18 protein-coding genes are annotated in these 19,074 nt (G+C 69.9%); 2 read left to right on the forward strand and 16 right to left on the reverse strand.

Translation table 11 applies throughout. From position 1 onward, the window contains the following. Positions 1-42: 42 nt before the first annotated feature. From ABD212_RS06200 to ABD212_RS06250, 11 genes are all read right to left on the reverse strand, one after another. Complete coding sequence (locus tag ABD212_RS06200; protein ID WP_344092290.1) at positions 43-390, reverse strand: HIT domain-containing protein; 348 nt, start codon at positions 388-390, stop codon at positions 43-45. 218 nt (positions 391-608) lie between these two features. Next, positions 609-1,340, reverse strand: a complete 732-nt coding sequence (locus tag ABD212_RS06205; protein ID WP_344092292.1) for a 16S rRNA (uracil(1498)-N(3))-methyltransferase — start codon at positions 1,338-1,340, stop codon at positions 609-611. A gap of 3 nt (positions 1,341-1,343) precedes the next feature. Beyond that, entirely contained in the window at positions 1,344-2,465 is a 1,122-nt protein-coding gene (gene dnaJ, locus ABD212_RS06210) for a molecular chaperone DnaJ (RefSeq protein ID WP_344092295.1), read from the reverse strand. A 52-nt stretch (positions 2,466-2,517) separates the two neighbouring features. Further along, complete coding sequence (gene hrcA / locus ABD212_RS06215; protein ID WP_344092297.1) at positions 2,518-3,558, reverse strand: heat-inducible transcriptional repressor HrcA; 1,041 nt, start codon at positions 3,556-3,558, stop codon at positions 2,518-2,520. A gap of 350 nt (positions 3,559-3,908) precedes the next feature. Beyond that, the gene (hemW, locus tag ABD212_RS06220; RefSeq protein WP_344092299.1) at positions 3,909-5,126 is read right to left on the reverse strand and encodes a radical SAM family heme chaperone HemW; all 1,218 of its coding nucleotides are present in this window, start codon (positions 5,124-5,126) and stop codon (positions 3,909-3,911) included. Between the two features lie 7 nt (positions 5,127-5,133). Then, on the reverse strand, positions 5,134-5,784 hold the full coding sequence (locus tag ABD212_RS06225; RefSeq protein ID WP_344092303.1) for a DUF1990 domain-containing protein: 651 nt from the start codon (positions 5,782-5,784) through the stop codon (positions 5,134-5,136). 18 nt (positions 5,785-5,802) lie between these two features. After that, positions 5,803-7,701: a translation elongation factor 4 gene (gene lepA / locus ABD212_RS06230; RefSeq protein WP_344092305.1), complete on the reverse strand. Its 1,899-nt coding sequence runs from the start codon at positions 7,699-7,701 to the stop codon at positions 5,803-5,805. Between the two features lie 171 nt (positions 7,702-7,872). Continuing rightward, the gene (locus ABD212_RS06235; protein ID WP_344092308.1) at positions 7,873-8,850 is read right to left on the reverse strand and encodes a glycosyltransferase family 2 protein; all 978 of its coding nucleotides are present in this window, start codon (positions 8,848-8,850) and stop codon (positions 7,873-7,875) included. After that, entirely contained in the window at positions 8,837-9,922 is a 1,086-nt protein-coding gene (locus ABD212_RS06240; RefSeq protein ID WP_344092310.1) for a DegT/DnrJ/EryC1/StrS family aminotransferase, read from the reverse strand. Before ABD212_RS06240 ends, ABD212_RS06235 begins: the two co-directional genes overlap by 14 nt. Then, the gene (locus ABD212_RS06245; RefSeq protein ID WP_344092312.1) at positions 9,919-10,314 is read right to left on the reverse strand and encodes a sugar 3,4-ketoisomerase; all 396 of its coding nucleotides are present in this window, start codon (positions 10,312-10,314) and stop codon (positions 9,919-9,921) included. Before ABD212_RS06245 ends, ABD212_RS06240 begins: the two co-directional genes overlap by 4 nt. Further along, complete coding sequence (locus ABD212_RS06250; protein ID WP_344092314.1) at positions 10,311-10,964, reverse strand: LbetaH domain-containing protein; 654 nt, start codon at positions 10,962-10,964, stop codon at positions 10,311-10,313. The genes ABD212_RS06245 and ABD212_RS06250 overlap by 4 nt, the downstream gene beginning before the upstream one ends. A gap of 167 nt (positions 10,965-11,131) precedes the next feature. Between ABD212_RS06250 and ABD212_RS06255 the strand changes: the two genes are divergently transcribed. Then, positions 11,132-11,869: an alpha/beta fold hydrolase gene (locus ABD212_RS06255; RefSeq protein ID WP_344092316.1), complete on the forward strand. Its 738-nt coding sequence runs from the start codon at positions 11,132-11,134 to the stop codon at positions 11,867-11,869. Here ABD212_RS06255 and ABD212_RS06260 read toward each other — a convergent pair. Together ABD212_RS06260 and ABD212_RS06265 are read right to left on the reverse strand one after the other, a co-directional pair. After that, the gene (locus ABD212_RS06260) at positions 11,829-13,064 is read right to left on the reverse strand and encodes an MFS transporter (RefSeq protein ID WP_344092318.1); all 1,236 of its coding nucleotides are present in this window, start codon (positions 13,062-13,064) and stop codon (positions 11,829-11,831) included. The two genes, ABD212_RS06255 and ABD212_RS06260, sit on opposite strands and share 41 nt — an antisense overlap. Then, positions 13,061-14,410, reverse strand: a complete 1,350-nt coding sequence (locus tag ABD212_RS06265; RefSeq protein ID WP_344092320.1) for a GH1 family beta-glucosidase — start codon at positions 14,408-14,410, stop codon at positions 13,061-13,063. The genes ABD212_RS06260 and ABD212_RS06265 overlap by 4 nt, the downstream gene beginning before the upstream one ends. A 226-nt stretch (positions 14,411-14,636) precedes the next feature. Here ABD212_RS06265 and rpsT point away from each other — a divergent pair, with 226 nt between their 5' ends. Continuing rightward, complete coding sequence (gene rpsT / locus ABD212_RS06270; RefSeq protein WP_344062887.1) at positions 14,637-14,897, forward strand: 30S ribosomal protein S20; 261 nt, start codon at positions 14,637-14,639, stop codon at positions 14,895-14,897. Between the two features lie 124 nt (positions 14,898-15,021). Here the strand turns inward: rpsT and holA are convergent, their stop codons facing one another. The 3 genes from holA to ABD212_RS06285 are packed head-to-tail and all read right to left on the reverse strand — an operon-like array spanning position 15,022 to position 19,039. Next, positions 15,022-16,059 (reverse strand): DNA polymerase III subunit delta, encoded by a 1,038-nt coding sequence (gene holA, locus ABD212_RS06275; RefSeq protein ID WP_344092322.1) that lies wholly within the window; start codon positions 16,057-16,059, stop codon positions 15,022-15,024. 9 nt (positions 16,060-16,068) lie between these two features. Further along, positions 16,069-18,432, reverse strand: a complete 2,364-nt coding sequence (locus tag ABD212_RS06280) for a ComEC/Rec2 family competence protein (protein WP_344092324.1) — start codon at positions 18,430-18,432, stop codon at positions 16,069-16,071. Between the two features lie 4 nt (positions 18,433-18,436). Next, positions 18,437-19,039, reverse strand: a complete 603-nt coding sequence (locus tag ABD212_RS06285; RefSeq protein WP_344092326.1) for a ComEA family DNA-binding protein — start codon at positions 19,037-19,039, stop codon at positions 18,437-18,439. Between the last annotated feature and the right edge of the window lie 35 nt (positions 19,040-19,074).

A 19,074-nucleotide genomic window follows, 5' to 3' on the forward strand; every position in this document is an offset into this window, starting at 1 on the left:
GCGACGCCGTCCGCATAGACGCGGTCGACAACCGGTGAATCGTCAGGCACCGAGACTCTTCTCGTCCAGTTCGCCGGCGAGCACGTGCGCGTGCACGTGCATCACGGTCTGGCCGGCCCGTTCGCCGGTGTTGAAGATCAGCCGGAAGTCGCCGTCCGACTGCTCGGCGGCGACGGAGTTGGCGAGGCCGACGAGCTCGGCGAGCAGGTCGGCATCGCCTGCCGCGAGTTCCACGACATTGCGGTACTCCTCGGTCTTGGGGATCACGAGCAGGTGCACCGGAGCCTTGGGTGCGATGTCGCGGATGACGAACGCGTTCTCGGTTTCCGCGATGATCTCGGCGGGGATCTCACCCTGCAGGATGCGCGTGAAGATCGACGGTTCGCTCATGCCATCCAGTGTATCGACGGCCCCGGCTCTCGGCCCTCCGGTCGTCGAGCGGGCGAAGCGAGACGAAACGCTCGGGCCAGCAGCCACCCGGCGCTTCGAGAGGTTCAGCGCGTTTCGTCTCGGTCGCTTCGCTCCCTCGCGGGGCGACCGGACGTGCCGTGCCCGGTCGTTGAGCGAGCGAAGCGAGACGAAACGCTCGGGCCACCGAGCAGCGCCTGCTACCAGCGCCGCAGCGCGGCATTCACGACCGCCAGTGCCGCGGGCCCCGCGGTCGACGTGCGCAGGACGGTGTCGCCGAGACGGACCGGCTCCCCGCCGGCCGCGGCCAGCGCCTCCAGCTCATCGGGCGCGATGCCGCCCTCGGGACCGACCACGAGCACGATGTCGTCGTTCGCCCCGAGGACGAGCGACGTCAGGGCCGTGGGTGCGTTCGGCTCGAGCACGAGAAGACGGGACGCCGCCGCACGCCCGGCAAGCGCGGCCGACGACAGCAGGGACGACACGTCGGGCAGCCAGGCGCGGTGGGCCTGCTTGCCCGCCTCGCGCACGATCGCGGCCCACCGCGCCCGGCCCTTCTCGGCCTTGGCGGCGTCCCACCGCGATACGCTCCGCGCCGCCTGCCACGGCACGATCTCGTCGACGCCCAGCTCGGTCGCAGCCTGCACGGCGAGCTCGTCTCTGTCGCCCTTCGCGAGCGCCTGCACCAGCACGATCCGCGGATGCGGTCGAGCGACCTCGGTCCTCATCGCGATCCGCACGACGACTTCTCGCGGCGCCACCGATTCGCACTCACCCGCCAGCCACACCCCGCGGCCGTCACCGATCGTGACCTCTTCGCCCACGCGCACGCGTCGGACGGTCGCCGCATGGTGCGCCTCAGTTCCGGTGAGCACCACGGCGTCGCCGGGCTGCTGCGCAGCAGGCTGATCGAGGAGGAAGTGCAGCGGCATCCGTCACCCGTTGCGGAAGCGGTCGCGGAGCTTGGCGAACAGTCCCTGGTGGAACTCCGCGAGTCGCGGACCGGGGGCCCGGGTGCGCTTGGCGAACTCCTCGATGAGAGCGCGGTCGCGGTGATCGAGGCGTGTCGGAGTGACGACATGCACTCCGACACGCAGGTCGCCGCGCTGCGTGCCGCGCAGCGGAGTGATCCCGCGACCCTTGATGGTGAGGACGTCCCCTGCCTGCACTCCAGGGCGCAACTCGAGTTCGACCGACCCGTCGAGCGACTCGATCGTCGTCGTCGTGCCGAGGATCGCGTCGGGCATCGACACTTCCAGGGTCGCGAGCAGATCGTCGCCGTCGCGGCTGAAGATCTCGTGGGGCGAGACGGTCACCTCGATGTAGAGGTCGCCATTGGGGCCACCCGCCGGCCCGACCTCGCCCGAGCCCGGAAGCTGCAGGCGCAGCCCGGTCTCGACGCCAGCCGGGATGTCGAGCGAGACCGTGCGGCGGGCACGGACGCGCCCCTGACCCTGGCACGTCGCGCACGGGTAGGGGATGGTCGTGCCGTAGCCCTGGCAGATGTTGCAGGGCTGAGTCGTCACCACGTTGCCTAGGAGGCTGCGCACCTGGCGCTGCACGTGTCCCGTCCCGTGGCAGATGTCGCACGTGACGGGCGTGGTGCCGGGCTGGCAGCAGGACCCGCTGCACGTCTCGCACAGCACGGCGGTGTCGACCTCGATCTCGCGGTGGGCGCCGAAGACGACATCCCCGAGTTCCAGCGTGACCCGCACGAGCGCGTCCTGGCCCCGCTCTCGTCGTGAGCGCGGGCGGCCGCCTCGGCCGCCTCCTCCGGCGGCGCCGAAGAACGTCTCGAAGATGTCGCTGAACCCGCCGAACCCGCCGGTGCCCCCGGCACCGCCGAACGGCTGATCGCCCACCATGTCGTAGCGGGCGCGCTGGTCGGGATCGCTCAGGACGTCGTACGCGTGAGTGACGAGCTTGAACCGCTCGGACGCATCCGCGCCGGGATTGACATCGGGATGCAGCTGCCGTGCCAGGCGTCGATACGCCTTCTTGATCTCGTCGGTGGTGGCGTCGCGTGAGACGCCGAGGACCTCGTAGTGGTCAGCCACATTCGCCTTCCTGCCGCGGCGAGCCGCGGATCATGTGAAATCGTCGCCGCCGTCAGCGGCTGCTCTCGTCTTCTTCGAGCATGCGCGTGAGGTAGCGGGCGACCGCCCGCACCGCGGCGAGATTCGTCGGGTAATCCATGCGGGTCGGCCCGAGCACGCCGACCCGGGCCCGGGAGCCGGTCGCGTCATAGTCGGATGCGAGGACGGATGCCTCGCCGAGGCCGAATGCATCGTTCTCGCGGCCGATGCTCGCGGCCAGACCGTGCTCGTCGGCGACCATCTCGCTCATGAGCTTGAGGATCGTCACCTGCTCCTCGATGGCCTCGAGGAGGGGATAGATGCTGCCGCGGAAGTCCGCCTCGCTGCGAGCGAGGTTCGCGCTCCCGGCGAGGACCAGCCGGTCCTGGCGGAACTCCTCGAGCTCTTCGGCCACGACGCGGATGATCGCCGCGATCGCGGCATCCCGTGATGCCGGGGCCGGAGCCGTCTTCAAGAGGTGGTCATCGATACGCTGCACGCCGTCGCGGACGGATCGTCCGACGAGGAGTGTGCCGAGCTCGGCCCGCATGCGCGCGAGATCGTCGTCGTCGAAGTGCGCGCCGACGAACGTCATCCGCTGCGACACGCGCCCGGTGTCGGTGACGACGATGACGAGCATCCGACCACTGCCGAGCTGGACGAGCTCGACGTGCGACACATGCGCGCGCGCGAACGACGGATATTGCACGATGGCGACCTGGCCGGTCAGCTGGGTCAGGGCTCGGACGGTCCGCACCAGCACATCGTCGAGATCGCCCGGCCCTTCGAGGAACGACGAGATCGCGCTGCGCTGCGCGGCGCTGAGCGGCCGCAGCTCCGAGAGGTGGTCGACGAAGACGCGGTAGCCCTTGTCGGTCGGGACGCGACCCGAGGACGTGTGCGGCGCGGCGATGAGCTCCTCGTCTTCGAGGAGGGCCATGTCGTTGCGGATCGTCGCCGCCGACACGCCGAACGCGTGCCGCTCGACGATCGTCTTGCTTCCGACCGGCTCACGCGTGTCGACATAGTCCTGGACGATCGCGCGCAGCACCTGCAGACCGCGTTCGCTGACCATCCCGCCTCCTCACATGCTGTCGGCGCCAGGGACATCCGCACCGGAGTGACTTGGCACTCGCATGACTTGAGTGCCAATTCTACCGGACGTGCTCGGTCGTTGAGCGAGGGGCGTGACGAAACGCCGTCACCCGAGGGTAGGTCGTTCCCGCGGGTTCAGCGCGTTTCGTCTCGGTCGCTCCGCGCCCTCGCGGGGCGACCGGACCTGCTCGGTCGTTGAGCGAGCGAAGCGAGAAGAAACGGGGTTACGTGACGTGCATGGCCAGTCCCCTGGGTTCGGCGCGTCTCGTCTCGGTCGCTTCGCTCCCTCGCGGGGCGACCGGGGGCGATCGCCCGCACCGCGAGAGCTGATCAGTCGGTGAGTGCCCGGACCACGGCATCCGCGAGCAGGCGTCCGCGCCGCGTGAGGACGATGCTGCCGTGCAGCGCCGACGGTCCGTCGACGAGCCCGTCGGCGATGAGCGCCGCGACGGCGTGGCGGCCCTCGCCGAGGAGTTCCGAGACCGGCAGGCCCTCGCGGATCCGGGTGCGCAGTAGCACGCTCTCGAGGGCCCGGGCCGCGGCATCCGGTCGCTCGCGACCTGCCGCGGGCGACTCGCCGCCCGCGAGCCGCTGCGCGTACGCGGCGGGGTGCTTGACGTTCCAGAAGCGCACGCCCGCGATGTGGCTGTGCGCGCCGGGACCGAAGCCCCACCAGTCCGCTCCCTGCCAGTACGCGAGATTGTGGCGAGAGCGCTGCGAGTTGGAGCGCGCCCAGTTCGAGACCTCGTACCACTCGTACCCGGCGGCGCCGAGCAGGTCGTCGGCGAGCTCGTACATGTCGGCCTGCAGGTCATCGTCGGGCGCGGGCACGGCGCCACGGCGGATCTGCCGGGCGAGCTTCGTGCCCTCCTCGACGATCAGCGCGTACGCCGAGATGTGGTCGGGTGCGAGCGCGACCGCGTCCTCGAGCGATGCCCGCCAGTCCACGAGCGACTCGCCGGGCGCGCCGTAGATGAGGTCGAGGCTGACGTCGAACCCGACGGCCCGGGCCGAAACGAGCGCGGTGCGCACGTTCGCAGGCTCGTGCGTGCGATCGAGCGCCGCGAGTACATGCGGGACGGCGGACTGCATGCCGATCGACATGCGGGTGACTCCGGATGCCGCCAGCTCGGCCGCCACGGCATCCGTCACGGTGTCGGGATTCGCCTCGACGGTGACCTCGGCATCCGCCTCGATCCCGAAGGTCGTGCGGACACCGTCGAGCATCCGCGTGAGATCGCCCGGCGGCAGCAGCGTCGGGGTTCCGCCACCGAAGAAGACCGTGCTCGCCGGCCGGAGGGGTCCCGCCGCCCCGAGCACCCGTTCGGCGAGCGCCACTTCGCGCAGCAGGGTGTCGGCGTACTGGTCCTGGCGCGCGCCCTGCAGCTCGCTCGATGTGTAGGTGTTGAAGTCGCAGTACCCGCAGCGGACGCGGCAGAACGGGACGTGCAGATAGACGCCGAATGGCGTGGCCTGGTCGATGCCGGTGGCGTCGGGAAGCGACCCGTCGACCGGTGCCGGCTCGCCGAGCGGCAGCGCGGAGCCCATCAGCGTGTCACGCGGGGGTGGTGTACAGCGGAGAAATCGCGCGGAGGTACCGCGTGAACAGCTCCCGCCGTCGCCGGCGCATGAGCCCCGGGAACACTCGGTACAGCAGCGCGGCCGGCGCATCGAAGGCGCGGACGGTGAACCACACCTCGTCCTTGTCGTTCCATTCGAGCATGAAGGACTCCTCGCCGCTGACGACCGAGTCCGAGATGGTCCCCAGGGCGAACCCGACGCGGCGGGGTTCCTCGATCGCGAAGATCACGCGCAGCTCGGCATCCGCTCGCATGCCCTTGATCCGCCCATCGAGTCGGATCGTGGTTCCAGCCCCGACATACGGCGTGCCGTCGGCGTCGTACCGCACGTCGGTCTCGGCCCGGCTCGGGGCGACGGGGTTGCCCTCGGCGTCGAAGCTCACGCCGGAGTACATCGGCCCGGATGCCGGGCGGACATCCTTCAGCTCGAGTCCGGCGCCGCGCTGCGCCGCCCACGAGAGCAGCGCCTCGCTCGCCGACTGGAAGCGAGCCTCGCCGCTGCCGATGCGCCACGACTCCTCCGCGGGGGTGCTGCGCTCCGGAGGATAGTGCATGAGGTCGGGTGCCTGAGTAGCCCCGACGGCCGCGTAGTCGACGGTCTCGTCCCGGAAGGTTCCTCGACGCATGGGTTCCAGCCTAACCGGCTACTTCTTGTCCTTGCCCTCGGTGTCGCCCGAGAGCGCGGCGATGAACGCCTCTTGGGGGACCTCGACACGGCCGACCATCTTCATCCGCTTCTTGCCCTCTTTCTGCTTCTCGAGCAGCTTCCGCTTGCGCGTGATGTCGCCGCCGTAGCACTTGGCGAGCACGTCCTTGCGCATCGCCCGGATCGACTCGCGGGCGATGATCCGCGCGCCGATCGCGGCCTGGATCGGCACCTCGAACTGCTGGCGAGGGATGAGCTTCTTGAGCCGCTCGGTCATGAGCACGCCGTACGCGTACGCCTTGTCGCGATGCACGATCGACGAGAAGGCGTCGACCTTGTCGCCCTGCAGCAGGATGTCGACCTTCACGAGGTCCGCTTCCTGCTGCCCGCTGGGCTCGTAGTCGAGGCTCGCGTAGCCTTGGGTGCGGGACTTCAGCTGATCGAAGAAGTCGAAGACGATCTCGCCGAGCGGCATGTTGTAGCGCAGCTCGACGCGCTCCTCGCTGAAGTACTCCATGCCGAGCAGCGTCCCCCTGCGGGACTGGCAGAGCTCCATGACGGTGCCCACGTAGTCCTTCGGGGTGAGGATCGCGGCCTTCACCATCGGCTCCGACACGGTGGCGACCCGGCCGTCGGGATACTCGCTGGGGTTCGTCACGGTGATCTGCTTGCCGGCATCCGTCGTCACCTCGTAGATGACGCTCGGCGCCGTGGTGATGAGGTCGAGATCGAACTCGCGCGCCAGGCGCTCGGTGACGATCTCGAGGTGCAGGAGCCCCAGGAATCCGCAGCGGAAGCCGAAGCCGAGTGCCACTGAGGTCTCGGGCTCGTACTGCAGCGCGGCATCCGACAGCTTCAGCTTGTCGAGCGCCTCACGCAGCACCGGGTAGTCGCTGCCGTCGATCGGGTAGATGCCCGAGAAGACCATGGGCTTCGGGTCGGTGTACCCGGCAAGCGCGACCTGTGCGGGCTTGCGGGCGTTTGTGACGGTGTCGCCGACCTTTGACTGGCGGACGTCCTTCACACCGGTGATGAGGTAGCCGACCTCGCCGATGCCGAGCCCCTTGCTCGGGGTCGGCTCGGGGTTCGATACCCCGATCTCGAGCAGCTCGTGCGTCGCCCTGGTCGACATCATCTGGATGCGCTCTCGTGGCTCGAGCTTGCCGTCGATCATTCGGACGTAGGTCACGACACCCCGGTAGGAGTCGTACACCGAGTCGAAGATCATCGCGCGTGCGGGCGCGTTCGCATCGCCAGTCGGGGCGGGGATGTCGCGCACGATCCGGTCGAGCAGCTCTTCGACGCCCTGCCCGGTCTTGCCGCTGACCCGCAGCACGTCGTCGGGGTCGCCGCCGATGAGATTCGCCAGTTCGAGCGCGAATTTCTCGGGGTCGGCCGCCGGCAGGTCGATCTTGTTCAGCACCGGGATGATGTGCAGGTCGTTCTCGAGCGCGAGATACAGGTTCGCGAGAGTCTGCGCCTCGATGCCTTGAGCGGCGTCGACGAGCAGGACGGCGCCCTCGCACGCCGCGAGCGAGCGGCTCACCTCGTACGTGAAGTCGACGTGCCCGGGCGTGTCGATCATGTTGAGCGCGTAGGTCTGCATGGCGTCGGCGCGATTCGGCTCGCTTCGCTCGCTCGACGACCCGAGGTCGGTGGAGGCCCACGGCATCCGCACCGCCTGGCTCTTGATCGTGATGCCGCGCTCGCGCTCGATGTCCATGCGGTCGAGGTACTGCGCGCGCATGTCGCGGTCCGAGACCACGCCGGTGATCTGCAGCATCCGGTCGGCCAGGGTCGACTTGCCGTGGTCGATGTGGGCGATGATGCAGAAGTTGCGGATCAGCTCAGGCGGGGTCGCGGCGGGCTCGAGCGGCTTCAGGGCGCGGGGTGACATGTCCCGTCGATTCTACGGGGGCGGATGCCGCGAACCCGCCGAGTATGCGTGCGGTGACGTTGACACGACGAACCGGTGCGTCGACCAGGCTGGGCGGCCGTCCGACGCCACGACGCGAGCGTCGAGCCTTGGTTGGCAGCACGCAGCGTCGGTTTGTGTCCGCTCGGGCCTCTACCCGCGCCAGCGCCGCCACGATCGGATTCGTGCAGTTCTCGAGCGCGCCCGCACCTCGGGCGGGCGACCCGCACGGAATTCGCCCGGACCAGACGCCGGGGGCTGACCGCGAAGCAGGCTCCAGAGTGGAAGTCCCGAGCGGTTGTCACGGTCCGCCATCACGCGCAGGTACACGAACGGATTGCGAAGCTGATCGGTGATGGCCGCCTTGGTCGCCGCTCTCGGCCCATCGACGAGTGGCGGATTCCGGATCGTGTTCGTGTCGTGCCACCGGTAGCAGAACAGCACCTCGTCGACGAAGCGGAGACGGAATCGGCAGGCGAGACGGAAGTTCAGGTCCCAGTCTTCCATGGCGCCCACCCGCCAGCCGCCGACAGCCTCCACCGCGGCGCGCCGGAAAAGCTTGCCGTTGGGGACGTGGTTGCCTCGATACAGCGTGCCGGCCCTCCCGAAATGACGTGCGTCGAAGACGCCGGAACCGAAATCGGCTCGCAGATACTGGGCCCAGGTCTGGTAACTCGTGTCAGACGGAACTTGCTGCGCCTGCCGTCGTGGACCCCAGTAGATCCGCTCGCCGGCGTCGTCGATGATCATGTTGTCGCCCACCGCGAGGGCGGCGCGGGAGTCGGCATCCAGCACCGCCGCCAGGGTGGCGATCGCGCGAGGCGCCGCGCGATCATCCGACGCGTTCAGGAACAGGTAGCGGCCGCGGGCGTGGGCGAGCAGGTCGTTCAGGGTCGCCGCGGTGCCGCGGTTCGCGGCACTCGGCCGGAACACGACGCGATCGAACTCATGACCGTGCTCGCGCAGGAACGAGCGGATCTCGTCGACCGTGTCGTCGGACGATCCATCGTCGCCGATCAGCAGTTCGAGTGGACGGTGGGTCTGCGCGCGCAGAGCCTCGAGGCACTCGCGGACGTAGCGCGCGTGGTTGTACGCAGGCACGAGCGCGGAGACGAGCTCAGGCGACGCCACGAAGCACCTCGGCGACCCGGACCACCTGGGAATCCGACAGAGCGGGATGCATCGGGATGCTGAGGACTTCGTCGGCGAGCCGATCGGCGACCGGCAGCGGTGTGCGCGCGAGCGCCCGATAGGCGGATTGGCGGTGCGGCGGCGTCGGGTAGTGGATCGCCGACCCGATCCCCGCCTCGCGCAGCGCCGCCTGCACCCGGTCTCGCTCGGACGTGCGGACGACGAACAGGTGGAAGACATGATCCGGCTCGGACGTCGTCGGCGTGATGAGGCCCGATCCCGCGAGGAGCTCGCGATACCGTGCGGCGATCTCGCGTCGGCGCAGGTTGTCGTCGTCGAGGTGGCGGAGCTTGACGCCCAGCACGGCCGCCTGCAGTTCGTCCAGCCGCGAGTTGACTCCGCGGAGTTCATGGACGTTCTTGGCTGCGGACCCGTAGTTGCGCAGCATCCGGATGCGCTCCGCCAGTGCGTCGTCGTCCGTCGTCACGGCGCCGCCGTCTCCGAGGCATCCGAGGTTTTTCGTCGGGTAGAACGAGAACCCGGCCGCGTCGCCGAACGCGCCGGCTCGGCGGCCGTCGCGTGCGGCGCCGTGCGCTTGGGCGGCATCCTCGATCAGCCGCAGGCCGTGGCGTTCGGCGACCTCGGACAGCGCTGCCATGTCGCACAGGCGGCCGTAGAGGTGGACGGCGATGATGGCCCGGGTGCGCGCGGTGATGAGCGATTCCACCGTGGCGGCATCGAGCAGCATCGTCTCGGGGTCGGGGTCTGCGAGCACAGGCGCGGAGCCGTTCGCGCTGACCGCCAGCACCGTCGCGATGAAGGTGTTGGCGGGCACGATCACCTCGTCGCCCGGCCCGATTCCCATGGCCCGGATGATGAGCGACAATGCGTCGAGCCCGCTGCCGACGCCGATGGCGTTGCGTGTGCCGCAGAATTGCGCGAAGTCGGACTCGAATGCGGACGTCTGCGGACCGAGGATCAGCTGCCCGCTGTCGAGCACAGCGGCGATCGCGAGGTCGATCTCGGCGCGGTGACGCTCGTTGACCGCCTGCAGGTCGTAGAACGCGATCATCGAGCGGTGAGGACCTGGAAGCGATCCAGCGAGGCGATGGAGTCCTCGGCCTCGTACTCGGTGTCGGCCAGCACGATGAGGACGCAGTCGGGCGTGAAATCCGACAGCTCCAGCCACGTCATGGGCGGCACGAGCAGCGCAGCGTCCGGCCTGTTGAGAATGACCTCGGTCCTCCCGTCGGGTCCGTCCAGCGACGCATGACACGAGCCCGCCACGCTGACGATCAGCTCGGTGGTCGCGGCGTTCGCGTGTCCCGCGCGCGAGAGCCCGCCGGCGTTGCCGTAGATCCAGAACACGCGTCGGATGGCGAACGGAACCTCCGCTTCGCCGCTGACGGCGACCAGGTGACCGCGGGCGTCGCTGTGTCGCCGCAGCGGCGTGACCCGGCTCACGATCCTCGCCCCTTCTCGGCGTCAGGCCGGGCGGGGTGACCGTAGTAGCGGGTGTTCGGAAGCGCGTCCTTCAGCAGAAGGCTGCCGATGCCGATGAACGCTCCCGAGCGCACCGTGATGTCGTTGGTCAGGGTGGATCCCATCGCGATGTACGCCCCGTCGTCGAGCGAGCACCCGCCTCCGATGGTCGCGCCCACTCCGATGAAGGTGTGGTCGCCGACCTGGTGCTCATGGCCGAGGTACACCTTCTCGCGCAGGACGTTGTCGTGGCCCATCACACCGCCGAACCCGATCGTGCAGAAGGGGAAGACGATGTTGTTCGCCCCCCAGGTCTGCTCGCCCTGCACGACGGCGCTCGGATGCACGTAGTTCGCGTGGCGGTAGCCGAGTGCGGTCATCGTCGCCGCGTGTGCCCTGCGTGCCTCCCACCCGCCCAGGCCGCCGAGGGCCGAAACGCACTCGGCATCGTCGGGCGGGATGGCGGCGACGATGTCGTCATGCGGGATCAGCGGCACCCCCAGCAGCGACGGCTCAGAGCAGTACCGGGCATCCGCCGTGAAGGCGCGCACCCGGTAGCGGTCATCGGACTCCAGAAGGTGGAACACCATCCGTCCGAGCGGGCCGGTCCCGTTGACGACGATGTCGATCATTCGTGCGATCCTCCGGGTGGGCGCCGGCGGCGCCTGCGCCCAGGATACCGACGGTGCGGCGACGGTGCGGCGACCGTGGGGACGACGCGCCGACCCGCCTCGTCGAAGGTGATCGGCCGATGACGTGGCTCACGACCCGACAGCCACCCGGCGATTAGCCTGGGTCGATGGTGATCCAGGTCGTTCTGGTGCACGGCATCCGGACGTCCGCCACGATGTGGCGCACGCAGGTGGCGCACCTTACCGATCGGGGCAATCCGGCCGTCGCCGTGGATCTGCCGGGGCATGGCTCGCGCATGGCCGAGGAGTTCACCCTCGACGGCGCGTTCGCGACGATCGACGACGCGGTGCAGGATGCCGCGACCCGTGGCCCGGTGCTCCTCGTCGGGCACTCCATGGGTGGCCTGCTCTGCGTCGGATACACGGGTCGCGAGGATCCACCGCCGGTGGCCGGACTCATCGCGGCGTCCTGCACGGCCATCCCACGGGGAGTCGGGCTCGCGGCGTACCGGCTGCTCGCGCGCGGCCTCGACTCGCTGCCCGATCGGGGGATGTGGCTGACGAACCGGATGCTCGATCGCATCCTGCCCGAGGAGACCCGTGCCGACTTCGGCGCCGGCGGCTATGCGCTGGACGCGCAGGACATCGCGCTGCGAAGCCTGTCGGTCCTCGACCTGCTCGCGGCGCTGCACCGCATCGACGTGCCGCTGTGGCTGGTCAACGGACAGTTCGATCAGCTTCGCGTCAACGAACGGCTCTTCATGCAGGTGGCGCAGCACGCCGAGCTGATCGTCGTGCCCCGCACCACCCATCACGTGACCGTGATGCGACCCCAGGTGTTCAACGCTCTGCTGAACCTCGCACTCACGACACTCGAACGGGAGCCCTCACGACCGCGTTCATGAGCGCGCCGACGACCGACAGCAGCGCCGACGCCGCGAAAAGCAGCCAGAAGCCGCCGACGAGGGCCACCAGGCCCGCCCCGATGAGCGGCCCGAGCAGCTGGCCCAGGTTGCTGGCGACGGTGACGAGCCCGAGATCCAGCGCATGGTCCTCCTCGCCGAGCATGTCGGTCGCGAACGCGAGTCCGACCGTGCTGAAGGCGCCGTAGCCGACGCCGAGGAGGGCCGCCGCGACCAGGGTCACCTCGAAGCCGGGTGCGACGGCGATGAGGACGGCCGCCGCGGCCTGAATGAGCGACGACCAGACGACGAGGCCCTTGCGCCGACCGGTGCGGTCTGACACCGCGCCGGCGGCGATCGAGGCGATCACGACGAAGACCGTGTAGACGACGATCAGGAGGAGCAGGTTGTCCTCGGCTCCGGCCGGATCCTGGTGAAGCCCGTACAGCAGGAAGAAGAGCAGCAGCCCGGTGCCGAGCGCATTGCCGATGTTGACCGCGAGGCGGCCCGACAGCATCCACGCGAAGTCGCGGTTGCGCAGGATGGCGAACCGTTCGCTCAACGGCACCCGCGCTCCGCCCACGTGCGCGAAGCTCTCGGGCAGCGGATCGGGAAGCAGTGCGGCGGTGACGGTGCCCACCACCGCGATGAACACTGCCAGCAGCAGATACCCGGCTGCGATCCCGAGCCCCAGCAGCACCACGACTCCGACGCCGAGGACGATCCCGACGGCCTGCGATGAGCTGACGGATGCCGACGCGGCGCCGCGCTGGGTGGTCAGCTGGTCCGCGATGAGCGCCGTGAATGCCGCCATCGCGAGCGCAAGACCGACCGAAACGCCGACCCAGCCGGCGCCGACCGCGAGGGGCTCCTTCGCGAACGCCATCGCAGCGAGGGATGCGCCGGCGAGCAGGGAGCCGCCGACGGCCCATGGCCGCCGTCGCCCCCATCGCAGCCGCGTCCGGTCGGAGAGACCACCCGCGACCGGCACGGCGACGAGTGCCACGAGGCCGCCGACTCCGAGGATCAGCCCCGACGACACGACACCCTGGATCCAGCCGGATGCGCTGTCGGGGGTGTTGAGCTGCAGTGGCAGGAGCAGCTGGATGGGCGTCAGCTGCACGGTCCAGATGGCGAGCCACGCCAAGGTGAACAGGGTGAGCCAGGTGGCTCCGACCTTTCCGGGTGGACGTGTCATCGTGCTGCCTCCTCGATGTGTGTGCGGTACCAGTCGAAGGACGCCTTGGGCGTCCGCTCCCCCGTCGCGTGGTCGACGTGGACCAGCCCGAAGCGCTGCGTGAACCCCTCAGCCCACTCGAAGTTGTCCAGGAGCGACCACACGGTGTACTCATCGATGCGCACTCCCAGGTCGCGGGCACGCTCGACAGCCGCGATATGACCCTGAAGGTACGCGATGCGGTCCTGGTCGTCGATCGGCCCGGTCATGGAGTCGGGTTCGGGGAAGGATGCGCCGTTCTCGGCGATGACGATCGGCGGAAGGGCGTCCGCGTACCGGGTGTGGAAGTCGAGCAGCACGTCGGTGAGGGCATCGGGGACGATCGGCCATTCCGGGCCGAACCCGGTGCAGGGCGCACCCGGGGTCGGCACGTTCACGAAGGGAATGGGGCTCTCGGGCGGGGCCGCGGCGATCGTGGTCGGGTTGTAGAAGTTGAAGCCGTACACATCCGTGGGCGTCGAGATGATCTCGAGATCTCCGGGCTCGACGGGCATCGGCGGCATCCCCAGCGCTTCGATGTCGGGGTAGCGGCCGAGCAGCACCGGTTCCGCGAAGATCCGGTTGTGGAGGATGTCGTACACGTACGCGGCTGCCTGATCCTCAGCGGATGGCGATGCCGGACGCACGTCGGTGTGGTTGTTCACGATGCCTATCGTCTCGGCGCCCGCCTCGCGCAGGACTCGAGTGGCGAGCCCGTGCGCCAGCAGCTGATGGTGAACCGTCGGCAGCGACTCGAAAAGCAGCTGCCTGCCTGGAGCGAGCTCGCCGATCGCGTAGCCCTGCAGTGACGTCGAGACCGGTTCGTTGATCGTGTACCAGTGCTTCACGCGATCGCCCAGCGCTTCGGCGACCAGCGCCGCGTAGTCGGCGAAGCGCTCCGCCGTATCGCGGGCGAGCCACCCGCCGGCGGCCTCGAGAGTCGAGGGGAGGTCCCAGTGGTAGAGCGTCGGAAATGGCGTGATGCCGGCCGCCAGCAGGGCGTCGACGACCCGGTCGTAGTAGGCGATCCCTTCGGGATTCATGCCTCCTGCGCCGGTCGGCTGCACCCGCACCCAGGAGATCGAGAACCGGTAGCGGTCCACGCCGAGACGCGTGAGCAGGTCGACGTCCTCGAGATACCGGTGGAAGCTGTCCGGCCCGGGTTCCGCTGTCGAACCGTCGCGGACCGCTCCGGGTGCGTCCACGAAGTCATCCCAGATGGAGCGGCCCCGGCCGCCAGCGGCGCGGGCTCCCTCGATCTGGAATGCGGCGGTCGCGGCGGACCAGCGGAGACCGCGCACCGGCGCGGGGACAAGTGGATCGGGCACGACAGAGCTCCTTCGCTCGCGATGGCGCCTCGGGTGACGCGCATCGATCATCTCTCATCGACGAGGCCGCTCGTGACCACCGGCCCCGGGCGTGGATAACCAGATCGACCTGGTAGACTCCTTGTTTGGCTTGCGTGTGGGATTGCCCGCACGATCGCCGGATGGCATCCCTCTCATGCTGCTCGGCTCTCCCTCACATCACTCCGAACGAAAGAAACGTCGACACGTGGCGAACATCAAGTCGCAGATCAAGCGCAACAAGACCAACGACAAGGCGCACGAGCGCAACAAGGCCGTCAAGAGCGAGCTGCGCACCGAGGTGCGTCGCACCCGCGAGGCGATCGCGGCGGGCGACAAGGCCGCCGCAGAGCTGTCGCTTGCGAAGGCGACCAAGAAGCTCGACAAGGCTGTGAGCAAGGGCGTCATCCACGAGAACCAGGCGGCGAACCGCAAGTCGGCCATCGCCAAGCAGGTCGCAGCGCTCTGACCTCTCCCAGGTCACGCTCTCGAAGCGTTCCGAAGGCCCGTCCCGTCAGGGGCGGGCCTTCGTCGTTCTTCAGGATGCGGATGCCGATCCGCACGCGGCGACTCAGGAGCCCTGACGCGGCCGCTCAGGAGCCGTACGGCGCCCGTGTCGCGATCACCGTGACCAGGCGCTCGAGGGCGAACACCGAGTCCCGCGAACCGCCCTTGACCTCGGCATCCGCCCGCGCGGCCGCCTGTATCGCCATGCCGAGCGTCGACTCCGTCCAGCCGGATAGATCGCGTCTGGCACGGTCGACCTGCCAGTCCTTGAGGCCGAGCCGCGACGCAAGCGCCACGGCAGGTTCGCGGCTGCCCGCCACGCGAGCCATCGTCCGAAGCTTCAGGGCGATCGCCGCCACCAGCGGCACGGGGTCGGCGCCGGTTGCGAGTGCGTGGCGCAGGGCGAGCAGCGCATCACCATACCGGCCGGCGATGGCGGTGTCCGCCACGGTGAAGGCGGATGTCTCGACCCGGCCGCCGTAATACCGCTCCACGACCTGCTCGGTGATGTCGCCGGGGACATCGGCGATCAGCTGCTGGCAGGCCGCGGCGAGCTCGGTGAGATCGTCGGTGAAGGCGGACACGAGCGTGCGCAGCGCCGCCGGGGCGATCCGCTTCTTCGCCGCCTGGAACTCGCCTGCGGCGAAGTCGTAGCGATCGGAGTCGCGCTTGATGGCGGGGCAGGCCACCTCGACTCCGCCGCCTTCACCGGCCCGGATCGCATCGAGCAGCTTCTTGCCGCGAACGGTTGCTCCAGTGTGGCGGAGCACGACCGTCGCGCCCTCCTGCGGAAAGGCGAGGTAGGCGACGGCCTCTGCCAGGAACGCATCCGAGCACTTCTCGACCCCCGACACGCGGACCAGCCGCGGCTCGCCGAACAGCGAGGGCGATGTCACCGCGAGGAGCGATCCCTGCGTGTAGTCGTCGGCGCGCAGATCGCTGACCTCGAGGCTCGGATCCTCTGCCCGCAGATACTCCCGCACGCCGGCGATCGCCCGTTCTGCGCACACCTCTTCAGGACCTGACACGAGCACGATCGGAGCGGGCTGCGGGGACCGCCATGACAGCTGCGGGATGGCGCTGCGCGACTTCGCCGCGGGGGCTCGGCGGGCGCTCGGTGGCATGCGTCCAGCCTACCGATCGGCACCGACGACGCTGTCGTGATCCCGCCAGAGCTGGATCCCGCCCGCGACGCCCGAGACGGCGATCATGCCATCGAGGTCGGTGCGGAAGATCCTGGCTTGCACGGCTGCCAGCGTCGCCAGCGTCTCCGCCCGCGGATGCCCGTAGTCGTTGTCGAGTCCGACCGTGATGAGTGCGACTGCGGGCGCTGCGGCCTCGTAGAGCGCGGCATCCTGATCCGCGCTGCCGTGATGCGCGACCTTGACGATCGCATACGGCGGGTCGAGCGCCCGGGATGCCACGATCGCGCGCTGCGGCGCGGCGGAGAGGTCTCCCAGCAGCAGCGTCGGCGGGATGCCGCCGCCACGCACATCCAGGGTGACGCTGCAGTCGTTCCCCGGCGCGAACGCGCGGCCGCCGGCGACGGGCCAGATCACCCGCCACCGCGCCGCGCCGATGCCACCGGCCATGCCCTGATGGGCGTCGACGGTCCGCGCCCCACCGGCCGCCAGGGCTGCGAGCAGATGGTGCGCGGGCCCGTATAGCGGTCCGTGCAGCACAGTTCCGACGCGACCCTGCACCGCAGCCACTCCCCCGACGTGATCCATGTCGAAATGCGTGAGCACCAGCAGGTCGATGCGGTCGATCCCGGCAAGCGCGAGACATCTCTCGAGCGGTTCGGGCGCGCGTCCGGTGTCCACCAGCATGACGGCATCCCGCGACCGGAGCAGCACGGCGTCGCCCTGTCCGACATCGCACGCGAGGACGCTCCACGACGGAGGCAGCGTCAGGCGCCCGGCGGTGGACTCGAGCGCGACCGCGCCGCCCGTCACCCCGACGACCAGTGCGACGAACAGCATCGCGGCGCCGCGAACGAGGCGGTCGCGCCGTCGTCCGTCCGATCCCACCGCGACGAGGACGCCGAGAGCCAGCCCGAGGACGCCGAGCAGCGCCGCACCCGGCCAGCCCTCGACCCACGGAACGACATCTCCCGGGAGCGACGTCACGGTCTGCGCCGTCGCAGCGATCCACGACGCCGGAATCCACGCAACGGCAGCCAGGCCATCGCGGAGGACGGGAATCGGCGCGGCCAGGCACGCGGCGAGCCCGATCAGCGTCGCGGCGGGGGCCGCAGGCTCAGCGAGCAGGTTCGCCAAGACTCCGTACACCGGCACAACGGGCGTGATCAGCACGAGAAGGGGGCCGCAGGCGAGCTGCGCCGCGAGCGGAACCGACAGCGCCAGCGCGAGTACGCGCGGCAGCACGCGGGAGATGCCCTCGGCCAGGGGACGGGCGAACAGCAGAAGGGATGCCGTCGCAGCCGACGACAGCGCGAAGCCGAGCGATGCCGATAGCCACGGGTCCGCGACGAGCAGGACAGCGACGGCGAGCGAGAGTATCGCCATGCCCGCCGTCGTGCGCCCCAGCAGCACCCCGAGCATGGCGACCGCCGCCATCACCGCAGCCCGCAGGACGCTGGGCTCAGGCGTGACGAGCAGCACGAAGCCCGTCAGCGCCACCATTCCCGACATGACCCGCACACTCCGTCGCGCGCCCAGTGCTGCCGCGGCCACGAACGCGAGCCCCACCACCAGGGCGCAGTTCGCCCCCGATACCGCCGTGAGGTGCGACAGCGAAGACTCCTTCATGTCGGCGTCCAGCTGCTGATCGACCGCGGACGTGTCGCCCACGGCAAGGCCGGGAACGAGCCCCGCACCCGGGGCGGGGAGACCCTCGACGGCGGCGACGAGGCCGCGGCGCAGGTCCGCGGCCGCGGCGAACACGCCCGCAGGCGGCTGCATCACGCGGACCCCGCGCGATGCCGTCACCTCCAGCACCGCACGATCGCCCGGTATCCCGGCTCGACCGGTGCCACGGATCTCGACGACCGCTCCGACGTCGAGCGATTGCCGGTGATCCACGTCGGCGGGATCGACCTGCACGACGACGGCTGCGTCGACCGCGTGCGCCTCGGTCCCGATGTCGATGCGTCGTGCGATCGCGTCGAAGGCGACGGTGCCGCCCGCTCGGCGCTCCACCTTCCCTGTCACGGTGGCCTCGACGGTGATCGCCCGTCCCCCGTCGATCGCCAGCTCGGCGACGGCGACGCGTTCCGGCTGGGCGAGTGCCGCGTGGGATGCCGCTGCGGCCCCGGCCGCGGCAGCCAGTACCACGACCGCGATCACCTGCCCGCGGACGAACCGCGGCGCGCCTCGGCCGGTCCACGCGGCGGCGGCGACGATCACGAGGATCGCCACGCTCCACAGCACGATCGCGAGCGCGGGCGCGGCATCCGGCGCCATCACCGCGGCGAGGGACGCGGCCCACGCGGCTGCGGCCGCCGGAACCAGCCTCAGCCCGCGGCGGCGTCTCACGGCCTCAGACCTTCACGAGGTCGCGGAGCGACTCGAGCAGCTTGTCGCCGATCCCCGGGACTGCGAGCAGGTCATCGACGCTCGTGAACCTCCCATTCGCCTCACGCCAGTCGATGATGCGCTGCGCCATGGCCGGACCGATGCGCGGGAGTGTGTCGAGGGCGGCCACGTCAGCCGTGTTGAGGTCGATCGTTCCGTCACCCGAGGGGCCCGCCGACGTCGCCGATGCCACCCCCGCCCCCGCTACCGAGACGTCGAGCTGCTCGCCATCGTCGAGCGGTCGAGCCAGGTTCACCGTGCTCTCTTCGGCGTCCGCCGTGAAGCCGCCCGCTGCGGCGATCGCGTCCACCACCCGTGACCCGCCGTCGAGCACGTAGAGGCCCGGCGAGCGCACCGCCCCCGAGACGTACACGTAGATCGCCGCCGGGGTGGCGGCATCCGTCCTGCCGATGCCATCCACGGCGACCGTGTCGACCGGTGACGACGCGCCGCGCAGGATGCCGATCCCGACCGTGACCGCGAGCGCGACGATCACGACGACCACGGCAGCCCCGAGCCCGAGGCGTCGCCTTCGCCCGCTGCTCGGAGGGAGGTCGGCCGGTGTCACGTGCTCACAGTAGGGAGAGCGTGAAGCGCCCTGGC

It is taken from the genome of Microbacterium deminutum (assembly GCF_039530205.1).
Classification (GTDB): Bacteria; Actinomycetota; Actinomycetes; order Actinomycetales; family Microbacteriaceae; genus Microbacterium; species Microbacterium deminutum.